12 protein-coding genes are annotated in these 11,415 nt (G+C 66.3%); 3 read left to right on the top strand and 9 right to left on the bottom strand.

Annotated features, from left to right (window positions below; all coding sequences use genetic code 11):
* The first annotated feature begins 4 nt into the window (after window positions 1-4).
* Window positions 5-385: a hypothetical protein gene (locus A5759_RS25305; RefSeq protein WP_068202203.1), complete on the top strand. Its 381-nt coding sequence runs from the start codon at window positions 5-7 to the stop codon at window positions 383-385.
* Here the strand turns inward: A5759_RS25305 and A5759_RS25300 are convergent.
* Window positions 369-929, bottom strand: coding sequence for a TetR/AcrR family transcriptional regulator (locus tag A5759_RS25300; RefSeq protein WP_068202252.1), 561 nt, complete (start codon window positions 927-929; stop codon window positions 369-371). The two genes, A5759_RS25305 and A5759_RS25300, sit on opposite strands and share 17 nt — an antisense overlap.
* Window positions 930-1,327: 398 nt before the next feature.
* Between A5759_RS25300 and A5759_RS25295 the strand changes: the two genes are divergently transcribed.
* The gene (locus A5759_RS25295; RefSeq protein WP_068202201.1) at window positions 1,328-1,708 is read left to right on the top strand and encodes a hypothetical protein; all 381 of its coding nucleotides are present in this window, start codon (window positions 1,328-1,330) and stop codon (window positions 1,706-1,708) included.
* Between the two features lie 98 nt (window positions 1,709-1,806).
* Here the strand turns inward: A5759_RS25295 and glgX are convergent, their stop codons facing one another.
* Window positions 1,807-3,954, bottom strand: a complete 2,148-nt coding sequence (glgX, locus tag A5759_RS25290) for a glycogen debranching protein GlgX (protein ID WP_231984743.1) — start codon at window positions 3,952-3,954, stop codon at window positions 1,807-1,809.
* Between the two features lie 110 nt (window positions 3,955-4,064).
* On the opposite strand from glgX, the gene A5759_RS25285 reads away from it, so the two are divergent.
* Window positions 4,065-4,886: an enoyl-CoA hydratase/isomerase family protein gene (locus tag A5759_RS25285; RefSeq protein WP_082962284.1), complete on the top strand. Its 822-nt coding sequence runs from the start codon at window positions 4,065-4,067 to the stop codon at window positions 4,884-4,886.
* On the opposite strand, the gene A5759_RS25280 is transcribed toward A5759_RS25285, so the two are convergent.
* The 7 genes from A5759_RS25280 to A5759_RS25255 all read right to left on the bottom strand — a co-directional run bounded on the left by A5759_RS25280 (window position 4,883) and on the right by A5759_RS25255 (window position 11,341).
* Window positions 4,883-5,434: a nicotinamidase gene (locus tag A5759_RS25280; protein ID WP_068202199.1), complete on the bottom strand. Its 552-nt coding sequence runs from the start codon at window positions 5,432-5,434 to the stop codon at window positions 4,883-4,885. The genes A5759_RS25285 and A5759_RS25280 overlap by 4 nt on opposite strands.
* Window positions 5,435-5,445: 11 nt before the next feature.
* Window positions 5,446-6,774, bottom strand: a complete 1,329-nt coding sequence (locus A5759_RS25275) for a hypothetical protein (RefSeq protein WP_068202198.1) — start codon at window positions 6,772-6,774, stop codon at window positions 5,446-5,448.
* On the bottom strand, window positions 6,774-7,199 hold the full coding sequence (locus A5759_RS25270; protein WP_156617028.1) for a hypothetical protein: 426 nt from the start codon (window positions 7,197-7,199) through the stop codon (window positions 6,774-6,776). Before A5759_RS25270 ends, A5759_RS25275 begins: the two co-directional genes overlap by 1 nt.
* Window positions 7,196-7,366, bottom strand: coding sequence for a hypothetical protein (locus A5759_RS26195; protein WP_164674037.1), 171 nt, complete (start codon window positions 7,364-7,366; stop codon window positions 7,196-7,198). Before A5759_RS26195 ends, A5759_RS25270 begins: the two co-directional genes overlap by 4 nt.
* The gene (locus A5759_RS25265) at window positions 7,363-9,213 is read right to left on the bottom strand and encodes a hypothetical protein (RefSeq protein ID WP_068202197.1); all 1,851 of its coding nucleotides are present in this window, start codon (window positions 9,211-9,213) and stop codon (window positions 7,363-7,365) included. Before A5759_RS25265 ends, A5759_RS26195 begins: the two co-directional genes overlap by 4 nt.
* Before the next feature lie 187 nt (window positions 9,214-9,400).
* Window positions 9,401-10,579, bottom strand: coding sequence for a zinc-dependent alcohol dehydrogenase (locus A5759_RS25260; RefSeq protein ID WP_066848247.1), 1,179 nt, complete (start codon window positions 10,577-10,579; stop codon window positions 9,401-9,403).
* A gap of 84 nt (window positions 10,580-10,663) precedes the next feature.
* Complete coding sequence (locus A5759_RS25255; RefSeq protein ID WP_068202195.1) at window positions 10,664-11,341, bottom strand: secretion protein EccK; 678 nt, start codon at window positions 11,339-11,341, stop codon at window positions 10,664-10,666.
* Between the last annotated feature and the right edge of the window lie 74 nt (window positions 11,342-11,415).

Genomic DNA, 11,415 nt, shown 5'->3' with positions numbered 1-11,415 from the left:
GACCGTGGCCAAGTACTCGCTCAACGACGCTGCGATGGCCAAAGCACGCGAGCTCATCGATGCGCGCCAGTACGTGCTCGACAGCGACTGGGGCGAGGTACAGCCGCGCGCCGAGGCGCAGAACTCCTACCTGGACACGCACTCGTGGGAGGACTACGCGGCCTGGCATCTCGGCCTGACCGAGGGCGCGCGCGCCGAAACCAAGGCGCGGTACGCGTTCGTCTACGGCGACTTTCGGCGACTCCACCGGTCGGGGCTGATCGCGTGCGTGTACCGGGCGTCGGAGTGGCGACACAAGGACGTCGAACTCGCCGCCCACCACCTGCTGCAGTACCTCGACGGAAAGACCGGGCTCAAACCGTCGCGGCCTATCGATGAAGCATGAGGTCGAGTACGCGCTCGCTCAACGCCGCAGGCTCGCGCGGTGCCGACCGCACTTCGTGCAACAAGCCGATGCCTGTAGCGAACAGGAGAGCCGAACGCAGATCGGCCTCGCCGTCGTCGAATCCGTAGTCGACGAGCGCCTCCCGCACGGCGCTGCGCACCCGCACATCGCTCTGCTGGACGCTGGCCAACACCGTCTGGTCGGTCAACGACCAGACCCGCATCGCGCGCTCCAAGGCCCACTGGTCGGGACACATCAGCGTCTGGATCATCGCCGCCAACCGGGCGCGGGGCTCGGCACCGCGCATGTCCTCGAATCGGCGTCGCTGTTCGTCGTGCAGGTTGGCCCACGCACGGGCGAGCGCGTCGCGGTAGGCAGGCATATCGGTGAAGTGCCAGTAGAAGCTGCCCTTGGTGACGTCGAGACGCTCACACAGACGGCCGATCCGCAGCGCGCCGGGGCCGCCGTCGGCGAGCACATCAAAACCAGTCTGGATCCAGTCTTGAGCGGTCACCCGGCGCCCGGTGCTGGTGGGGGCCGTCATGCAGGGCAGCATACGGCGACCGTCCCAGCATTACTGACACTCACGAAAATTATGGAAGTGCGCGAGTCGTGGCGGGGTGCACGTCGCGACGAAGGAATTGGACGGCAACCGTGGCCGCCGGTAGGCGCCGCCGCTCATCGGCTCCTACTCGCCCCGCCAGGGCGTGTGACAACTCAGACTGTCATTCACGACGGCCACGGTTGCTGTGGGACAAACCGTAGCACAAAAGGATGTCACCGTCAGGGATTTCGACGGTCAAGAAGCCTGTCGCACAGTCGTTTTCGGCGATCGTCGGGCCGGATACGGCTGGCTGCCGCGGGTCGGTCGGCGGACGGTGGGGGTCGGTCCGCCGCGCGGTGCGGCGTTTAGCCACCGGGCAGGTGGGCAACCGAATACCTGTGAGCGCAAACCCTGACCCAGGTTATTCACCCAACGACGGCGGCGGCGTCGGCGACACGCTGCGCCCGACGGAGGCCTTGGACTCCGACGACGTGCGCAACGACGACGGCGACGAGACCGTCGATCCGCCAGAGGGGTGGCGTGAAGCCGACAAGATCAATGCCGACGGAGAGGTCGACGAGAGCCTCGACGAGAAACTCGCCGCCGAAGAGCCCGAGCAGCCTGAGCTGAACCAGCCGATGAGTGAGCCGAGCGGCGACACCGAGCTGCGCCCCGACGACCAGCTCGAGCGCATCGACCCCGACCAGCACGGCCGCGACATGGGCCAGATCGACGGCACCCCCGAAGACGGCGATTCGTTCTTCCCAGTGGTCGAGTAGGGGACCCTTCTTCGGCGCCGAATCTGAGCTTGTGATCGAAAATCCGGCGATTTGTCGCGCACAACCTCAGTTTCGCGGGGCCCTGACAACGGAGGCGGCTACTCCTCCGTCGCCGCTTGCAGCACCAGAACGGAACGCGCCGCGACCTGAACCTTCTGCCCGGCTTCGACGGGTGTCGGTTCGTCGCCGTCATCGGCCGCAGTGTCGATCACCGCGATCCAGGAGTCCCCGAACTTCTTCTCCGGCATCACGAAGTCGATCGGTTCGTAGTGGGCGTTGAAGCACAGCACGAACGAGTCATCGACGATGCGCTGCCCGCGCACGTCGCGATCGGGAATGCCGTTGCCATTGAGATACACCGCGATTGACTTCGCGTAACCCGTTTCCCAATCCTCGTCGCTCATCTCCGACCCATCGGGTGCGAACCAGGCGATGTCGGGCAGCCCGTCACCGCCGCGCTGGCGTACGGGCCGCCCGGAGAAGAACCGGCGCCGGCGGAACACCGGGTGCGCCGCGCGCAGCGCCGACACCTTGCGGGTGAATTCCATCAGATCGGTGTCGGGGTCTGACCAGTCGATCCACGACAGTTCGTTGTCCTGGCAGTACACGTTGTTGTTGCCCTGCTGGGTGCGACCGAGTTCGTCGCCGTGGGCGATCATCGGAACGCCCTGCGAAAGCAGCAGCGTCGTAAGGAAATTGCGCTGCTGTCGCGATCGCAGCGCGTTGATCTCGGGATCGTCGGTCGGCCCCTCCGCGCCGCAGTTCCAGGACCGGTTGTGGCTCTCGCCGTCGTTGTTGTCCTCGCCGTTGGCCTCGTTGTGCTTCTCGTTGTAGGACACCAGATCCCGCAGCGTGAAGCCGTCGTGGGCGATGACGAAGTTGATGGAGGCGACGGGTCGCCGGCCGGTCTGCTCGTACAGATCGGCCGAACCCGTTAAGCGATAAGCGAGTTCGTCGAGCGTGGCGGGCTCACCGCGCCAGTAGTCGCGGACCGTGTCGCGGTATTTGCCGTTCCACTCCGTCCACTGCGGCGGGAAGTTGCCGACCTGGTAACCACCGGGCCCGACATCCCACGGCTCGGCGATCAGCTTGACCTGGCTGACCGTCGGATCCTGTTGTACGAGTTCGAAGAATGTCGACAACCGGTCGACGTCGTAGAACTCGCGGGCCAACGTGGAGGCCAGGTCGAACCGGAAACCGTCGACGTGCATCTCGGTCACCCAGTACCGCAACGAATCCATGATCAGCTGAAGTGAATGCGGATGGCCGACGTTGAGGCTGTTGCCGGTTCCGGTGTAGTCCATGTAGTACCGCTTGTCGTCTTCGACGAGCCGGTAGTACGCGCCGTTGTCGATGCCCCGCATGGACAGCGTGGGGCCCAGGTGGTTGCCCTCGGCGGTGTGGTTGTAGACCACGTCGAGGATCACCTCGATGCCTGCCTCATGCAGTGCGCGGACCATCGCCTTGAACTCCTGCACCTGTCCGCCGGGATTCGGGCTGGAGCTGTACTTGGAGTCGGGCGCCAGGAAGCCGATCGTGTTGTAGCCCCAGTAATTGGACAGGCCCTTGTCGATCAGCGTGGAGTCGTTGGCGAAGTGGTGCACCGGTAGCAACTCGATCGCAGTCACCCCGAGCGACTGCAGATGCTCGATGATCACCGGATGCGCCACGGCCGAATAGGTGCCGCGGATGTTCTCGGGAATATCGGGGTGCGTCTGCGTCAGGCCCTTGACGTGGGCCTCGTAGATGACGGAGTCGGCGTACTCGTAGTCCGGTGGGCGGTCGTTGCCCCAGTCGAAGTACGGGTTGATGACCACCGACTTCGGCATGCTCGCGGCGGAGTCGTCGTCGTTGCGGCTGTCGGGGTCGCCGAAGTTGTAGCTGAACAGCGACTGGTTCCAGTCGAAATTGCCGTCGATGGCCTTCGAGTACGGATCGAGCAGCAGCTTGTTGGGGTTGCAGCGCTGACCCGACGGCGGGTCATAGGTGCCGTGCACCCGGTAGCCATACCGCTGACCCGGCTCGATGTTCGGGATGAAACCGTGCCAGACAAACGCGTCGTTCTCGGGCAGCGTGATCCGGGTCTCGGTGCCATCGGCGTCGAACAGGCACAACTCGACCTTCTCGGCGGCCTCACTGAACACCGCGAAGTTGGTGCCCGTCCCGTCGTAGGTCGCTCCGAGCGGGTAGGCCTTACCGGGCCAGACCTCCAGGGACGCGGCTTGGGGGGCGGGGGCTTGGGTCAATTCTCACTCCAGACGACGACACACACGGACAACGAGACGATACGGGTGTGCCCGATGCGGCAGCATCACAACCAACTACGCACAAACATCACACCAGCCAGGAGAAACGCGTGCCCGCCCGCCCCGACCTGCCCGGTTACCGCACGCTGCTGACCGGCGTCGAGGACGGGGTGGCGACCATCACGCTGAACCGGCCGCGGCAGCGCAACGCCGTCGGCGACGGCATGCGCGACGAACTCGCCGACGCGTACCGGCGGCTCGGCGGCGACGACGCGGTGCGGGTGATCGTGCTGACCGGAACCCCGCCTGCGTTCTGTGCAGGCGCCGACCTGGCCGCCGGCGAAGCCACCTTCGCCGCCCCGGGCTCGGGCTTCAGCGCGGCCGGTATCGATGTGCCCGCGTGGACGCTGCCCAAGCCGGTCATCGCGGCGGTCAACGGGCACGCGATCGGGTTGGGGCTGACGCTGGCGCTGCAGTGCGACATCCGGTTCTTCGCCGCCGGGGGCCGCTACGGCGTCGTGCAGGTGCGGCGCGGAGTGGTCGGTGACGCCTATTCCCACTGGATCCTTCCGCGCCTGGTCGGTGTCGCCAACGCGGCCGAAATACTGCTGAGCGGAGCCACTTTCGACGGGACGAGGGCGGTGCAGCTCGGGTTGGGCAGCCGGGTACTGCCCGCCGACGAGGTGCTGCCCGCCGCGTTGGACCTCGCCCGCGACATCGCCGTCAACACCGCGCCGATGTCGGTGGCGGCCAGCAAGCGGCTGCTGTGGGACGCATACGACCTCGATCGGTCCGAAGTCGGCGCCCGCGAGACGCAGATCCACCTGCAGCTGATGGGACACGACGACGCCAAGGAAGGCGTGCGGGCGTTCCTGGAGGGCCGGGCGCCGTCGTGGACGGGTAAGCCGGTCGACCCGACAGCCGGCGACTAGACGATCTTGACGCCCGCCGCGCGCAGGTCTTCGACGGCCTTGGCGGTCGACTCGGCGGCGACCCCGGCGGTCAGGTCGAGCAGGACGCGTGTGGTGAACCCGTTGGCTACCGCGTCGGCCGCCGTCGCCCGCACGCAGTGGTCGGTCGCGATGCCGACCACGTCGATCTGGTCGACTCCGCGTTCACGTAACCAGTCGGCCAGCGTCGTCCCGGCCTCGTCGCTGCCCTCGAAGCCGCTGTAGGCCGCCGAGTACTCGCCCTTGGTGAAGACCGCCTCGACCGCATCGGGCCGGAACTGCGGATGAAAGTCGGCACCGGTGGTACCGACCACGCAGTGCCGCGGCCAGGACGTCACGAAGTCGGGGTTGTCGGAGAAGTGGTCGCCGGGGTCGATGTGAAAGTCCTTGGTGGCCACCACATGTGAGTATTCGGTCTGGTCGGCGAGCAACTGGCTGATGTTGCGGGCGACGTCGGTGCCGCCGCTGACGGCCAGCGAGCCGCCCTCGCAGAAGTCGTTCTGCACGTCGACGATGATGAGCGCCTTCATGCTTCCCGACGCTACCCGCCGAACAGCAGGTACAGCCCGGTGAATGTGTAGCCGACCATGACCAGCATCATCGCCAGCTGCCCGGTCAGCTGATGGGCCGACGGCAGCAGGCGCAGCGCGCGGTCGTGCGCGGCGACCACACCGGCGACATGCCCGGCCAGGACGAAGCCGACCTTCAGCGTCGCCAGCACCGCAGGGTGTTGCGACAAGAAGTAGCTGACCTCTGCGTCCTGCAGCCACAACAGGTTCCACCCACGTGCCAGCGGGTCGGCCAGCAGGATGATCGTCTGCTGACCGCGTTCGACCAGATAGGTCAGGTAGTGGGCGAACACGTAGCCGATGACGATCGGGATCAGCGAGTGCGCCATCAACCCCGGCAACTGGCGGCGCCGGTCGCGGTCCACGCCGCCGGTCGTGATCGAAGCGAGCCAGAAGGTCGCCGCGACGACAGCTGCGAACGTCGCCAAGCCGGCGGTCTTGATCAGGGTGGCGGTCAGCGTCGACGAAGAATGGTCGTCGACGAAGTTCCGCCATTCGGGCATCGCCGAAAAGCTGTCGAACGCAGTCGACCCCAAGAGCACCGCCATGACCACCACGAGGCCCGGACGCACCGGAAGCGACGGGAGATGGTCGAACGGATTGCCGATCGCCACGCGGCCCGTGTCGGGGTCTCGGCGAAACGGCGAGAGCCGCGAGGCCACCACGCTGTACATCTCGAACGGGTCGGCCCGCGTACACCAACGCTCACCGCACACCAGCGCACCGACCAGCGTGACCACGAGGTAGATCAGCAGCCAAATGCGGATGGCGTCAAGCGAACCCGGATCCGGACTGGCCAGCTCCAGCCAGACGAACGCGAACAGTCCGAAGGCCGCGGGCCAGTATCCCAGCCACGCGGGGTACGTCAGGCGCAGCGACCGCCCGCCCAACAACCGAAGAACTGCCCGCACCGGCGATATCGCCCGCCACACCGGCCCGATGATCAGCGACACCGCCACCAGGCCCACCCACAGCAGCACGTAGAACACACCGGGTAGCGGATTCCTCGCGTCTTGGGGACCGAGGACCGCGGCGACACCGACCCACACCGCGAAACCCAACCCGCCGAGCGCCAGGGCCCAACGGGTCACGGGCGCATCGACCACCGCCGTCACCCAACGAGGCAGGGGGCGAACGGAATTGGCCGGATCGAACTTGGGCTTCTTCCAGGCGAGCGCCACCACGGCGAAGGTGAACGTCAACGCCCATGCGGCCCCGACCACCGCGTAGGTGAACGGAATCGGCAGATCCGTCGAACCGCCGAGACCGTGGGCCAGTACGGAGACCGACGGCCCCGACATCACTGCTGGACTTGAACGGTCGCGATGACGCGATTCAGGTCGTGCAGTTCGATCTCGACGTTGCCGGGCACGTCGACCGTGAACTGGAACTGTTGGCCAGGTGTGGGATCCACCTTGAAAGTGTGCTCGGGCACCGAATGCACATGCAGCTCGTCGGCCGCGTCGCTGTTGACCCGCAGCACGATCGGCTCACCGACCTTGCCTTGAATCTGTGCGTTGGTGGGGTCGACGTTGCCGTTTTCGATCGTGACGTCGATGGTCAGGCGATCGGGTGGGCGCTGTTGATCCGGCATGTCGGCGGCGCCGACGGTCGACTGGGCGGGACTACTCGCTTCCGGTTCGGAATCGCGCGAGCCACCGCATCCGGCGACGAGAAGTGTCGCAGCGATGCAGACCGCGCTGGAACGGATGAGTGTCGGTTTCACGTTGTGTTTTCCCCGTTGGATTCGACTTCTCGTTTTCGACGGTTCTTCACTGCTATGTAGACCACCACCCCGGCGACGATGATCGCCGGGGCGAAGGCGGGCACCGCGATCCACACCGGGTGGTCGGCGAGGATCACGACATCTGCGCTGTCCGGCGCGCCCGTCATGATTGCGCGCTGGGTTGTAATTCGGCCTCACTTCCGCTGGGCTCGCTCCGGTTGATCCGGCCGCCACCCCAGGTGACACCGGCGACCATGGCGAGCGAGCACGCAAGCACGATCAGGCATCCGATCAGCCACAGCGACTGGGGGATGTCCGGGCTGCGTTCGCGCTGCAGGATCGTGATCTCCGAGACGAACGGACGCGTCATGTTCGGTTCGGCGGGCACTTCCTCCGCGCCGATGGCGGGATCGCCGGCCAGGTAGATCGGCACCGCCGCGAGCATCCGGCCGTCGTGGACTCGCAGCAGCGTCTTCCACGTCCCGGAGACCGGCATCGGCTCGGTGGAGCGGTAGTGGCCGGGCCCGACCTGCTCGAGGTTGTCGATGAACATGCCTCGATGGTTGGGCAGGCCGCCCTGCCAGCCGAGCACCGAGACCCAGTTCGGATCCTCGCTCAGCAGGTTGGCGGGTGTGAGTTGCACGTCGGCGGTCACGAACCGCGCGTCATCGTCACCGGGAGCTTCGGTCAAGACAATGGTGGCGTTGGCGTTCTCGGGAACGTTGTAGCGGAGGCCGTTGGCTGCGGCGCCGCCGATCGCAAGCACGGTCAACACCACCAGGCCCACGCCCAGCGCCCGCCGCGGGAGTCGTTGTTCTGTCAACACCATCCCGATAAGTGCGCCGCAGGCGCCGCTCAGGATGGCGACGGGTACGGCCATCGCCAACGCCTCGGGCCAGATGCCGGTGTGCCACGGCAGGTGGTAGACGGCGTTGATCCACAGCGACTCCAGCCACAGACCGACGGTGCCGACGCCGAGGCCGGCCACGGCGCCGAAGAGCACCGGACGCTTGATCAGCGGGGTCAGGCCGAGAAGTTCGACCACGACGGCCGCGCCGAGATACAGAGGGAACCAGTTGATCGGGGCGTCGAGTACGGGACCGACGAGGAATGCCACGATCCCGCGCAGGCCGATGGCAATGACGGCGGCGATGAGTGCCGCACCGCGGCCGAGGAAGAAGCGCGCGGCAACCAACGCGAGCGCGGCGGCCGCGGCGATCAGCATGGGCTGGAAGACCTGGCGGAACTGCGGGACGCCGAAGTCGAACTCGATCTGGTAGACGGACATGCCGATCAGCACGCCGGCGAACGCCAGGTACTGAATGAACTTCAGGCCGATACCGTCGGGCGGCGTGTCAGGCGTTCGGACCCGCTTGCCCTCGAGTTCGAGGTAGGCCGCCGCCAACGTGGAAAAGCCTGCGCCACCGATCATCATCAGGTGGGTGGGGCCCCAGAGCGTGACGTCCTGGCCGAAGATGCGATGCCACATGTCGTCGAGGGGGAATCCGAGAAGCGCGTAGACACCGCACCCGGCCATGACGACGCCGCCGACCGGGGCGTACCAGTGGTCGGTGATGCGCACCGCGGCCGGCCCGGGACGCTCTTCCTCGCCGCGGGGCAGCACCATCGCCGTGCAGCCGGCGAGGAAGATGCCGAACAGGCCGATGAGGATGAAGTAGTGAGCGGGGTTGGCGAGCGCGCCGTCGTCGCGGCCGTTGCCGATGTGCAGGCTGACGTCCCAGATGAACCCGAATAGCGCGCAGATGATCGACGCGGTGAAGATCGCGATCGGCAGGGCGACCCACGACGGGCGCTTGAAGCGGCGACCGGACCAGTCGCCGAGGCGAGCCAGCCAGTTGATCTTGTGCGTGCGGTGCATCCAGCCGATCCACAACATCAACGCCGCGACCACAGCGGCGACGGCTGACAGAAGGATGATCTCGTGGATGGCGGTGCCACCGCCCTCGCTCTGCGCCAGAACCGAGATCTCTGAGGCTTTCCAAGTACTCGTCATATGCCCACCTGCCCGAAGTCGGAGAAGCTCCTTACTCGTCGGTAATGTTGCCAGAACCCGCGATACCGAAACCAGGGGTATCGGGTAGCGACAACATGAATTGTCTCAAGCGTTGTGTCGGTGTGGGCCTTAGCGGTCGCGACGGCAGTGGTCCGGCAACGAGGGGCCTCGGGCTGATCCATCGGCATCAGGGCTTCAGAATGGTCTTGACCATGCCGTCTTCCTTCTTCTGGAAGGTTTCGTACGCGCCGGGAGCGTCCTCGAGCGGAAGCCGGTGGGTGGCGAACTGCTCGACGCCCAGCGGATCCTCGGCGGTCAGCAACGGCATGATGTCGGGCACCCACTTCTTGACGTTCGCCTGGCCCATCCGCAGCTGGATCTGCTTGTCGAACAGGGTCATCATGTTGATCGGGTCGGCGGCGCCGCCGTAGACGCCGGACAGCGAGATCGTCCCGCCGCGGCGGACGAGGGCGATCGCGGAGTTCAAAGCGGCGAGCCGGTCGACGCCGGCGTTCTTCATCACGACGCGGCCGATGGGTGAGGGCAGGAAGCCGCTGGCGGTCTGCATGGTTTCGGCGACGGGAGATCCGTGCGCCTCCATGCCGACGGCGTCGATGACCGAGTCGGCGCCGCGACCCTCGGTGTGGCTTTTGACGACCTCGTCGGCGTCGTCGGTGCGAAGGTCGATCAGCTCATCGCAGTAGGCGCGAGCGCGGGAAAGCCGCTCGTCGACCAGGTCGATGCCGATGACCTTGCAGCCCTTGCGGTGTGCGGCGATACGGCAGGCCATCGAGCCGATCGGACCCAAGCCGAGGACGACCAGGGTGCCGCCGTCGGGTACCGCGGCGTACTCGACAGCTTGCCACGCCGTGGGCAGCACGTCGGAGAGGTAGACGTAGCGGTCGTCGGGGCCGTCGTTGGGCACCTTGATGTGGGTGTACTGCGCCTGCGGGACGCGCAGGTACTCGGCCTGCCCGCCGGCGACCTCGCCGTAGAGCTTGGAGTAGCCGAAAAGCGCGGCGCCCGTCCCTTGGTCGCGGTTCTGGGTGGTTTCGCACTGGCTCTGGAGGCCCTGGCCGCACATGAAGCAGTGGCCGCAGGAGATGTTGAACGGGATCACGACGCGGTCGCCGGGCTGCAGACCGTCGACCTGGCGCCCGACCTCCTCGACGACGCCCATCGCTTCGTGGCCCAGGATGTCGCCGGGGTTCATAAAGGCGCCGAGCACCTCGTAGAGGTGAAGGTCCGAGCCGCAGATGTTGGTGCTGGTGACTCGGATGATCGCGTCGGTGGGTTCCTTGATCGCGGGATCGGGCACGTTGTCGACGGACACTTTCCGACGACCCTGCCAGGTGACTGCTCGCATGGGCGCCTCCTCGTGGTCTGAGGGTGGCGTGCCCATTCGAGTGAGTGCCAAACTTCGGCTTAGTGCTTGAACGGGGCGCGAGTGTCAGATGGTGGCGTCGGTGGCGATCGCGTCCTGCATGAGGACGCTCAGGTGCTGCCAGTAGATCCAGTCGGCGATGGCGGCGCGCTGGTCGGCGGCATCGGTCGCGGTATGTGCTCGGTGTAGCGCAAGTTCCTGGGCGTGGTCGGCATAGGTGACGAAGCACTGCAACTGGACCGGGGCGCGGTCGGGTGAGTTGCTGAGCAAGGGACGAAAGACCTCGAACCACAGCAGCGCGCGACGGTCCTCTGGGGGAGTGGCGTCGGTGGGCGGTGGAGGCAGCACCTCGGAGAGGCCGGTGGGCGTGATAGCGGCCAACTTGGTTGCTGCATCGGGGGATATCACCTGGAGGCGATGACGGCCATCCATCCGGCCTTTCTCGGGGATATCGTCGGGACGCAGGACGATCCGGGGTGCGCCGGGGTCGAAGCCCTTGAACTGGTCCTCGGTGGCGATGACGGCGCGGAGTTCGGTGTTGTGGTGCTGCGCCCAACCATGAAGTGCGAGAATCGGATACGTTGCCCATGATCCACGAACATGAGCGGGGATCCCTTCGTCGGCAGTGGCCATCTTGACGCGGTCGGGCAGCTTGACATCCTCGGGGATGTAGCCGAGGCCATAGTTATTGGCGACGACAATGGTCCCGTCTTTGGCGAGGCCGGTGACCCAGTAGAACCCCATGTCGGTGATGCCGACGTTCAGGGCAGCCGCGATTCGTTGGGCGAGTTGAGTGGGATCTGTCTCTTATACACATC

The sequence above is a fragment of the Mycobacterium sp. 852014-52144_SCH5372336 genome (assembly GCF_001665615.1).
GTDB lineage: Bacteria > Actinomycetota > Actinomycetes > Mycobacteriales > Mycobacteriaceae > Mycobacterium > Mycobacterium neumannii_A.
The sequence above is the reverse complement of the archived record's forward strand: the minus strand, read 5'-3'. Positions and strand labels throughout refer to the sequence as shown.

Excerpts from the sequence above, each read along its gene's own strand:
- A5759_RS25300 (WP_068202252.1), bottom strand. The coding sequence starts at position 929 with ATGACGGCCCCCACCAGCACCGGGCGCCGGGTGACCGCTCAAGACTGG.
- A5759_RS25280 (WP_068202199.1), bottom strand. The coding sequence starts at position 5,434 with ATGAAGGCGCTCATCATCGTCGACGTGCAGAACGACTTCTGCGAGGGC.
- A5759_RS25275 (WP_068202198.1), bottom strand. The coding sequence starts at position 6,774 with ATGTCGGGGCCGTCGGTCTCCGTACTGGCCCACGGTCTCGGCGGTTCG.
- A5759_RS26195 (WP_164674037.1), bottom strand. The coding sequence starts at position 7,366 with ATGACGGGCGCGCCGGACAGCGCAGATGTCGTGATCCTCGCCGACCAC.
- A5759_RS25265 (WP_068202197.1), bottom strand. The coding sequence starts at position 9,213 with ATGACGAGTACTTGGAAAGCCTCAGAGATCTCGGTTCTGGCGCAGAGC.
- A5759_RS25260 (WP_066848247.1), bottom strand. The coding sequence starts at position 10,579 with ATGCGAGCAGTCACCTGGCAGGGTCGTCGGAAAGTGTCCGTCGACAAC.
- A5759_RS25255 (WP_068202195.1), bottom strand. The coding sequence starts at position 11,341 with ATGGGGTTCTACTGGGTCACCGGCCTCGCCAAAGACGGGACCATTGTC.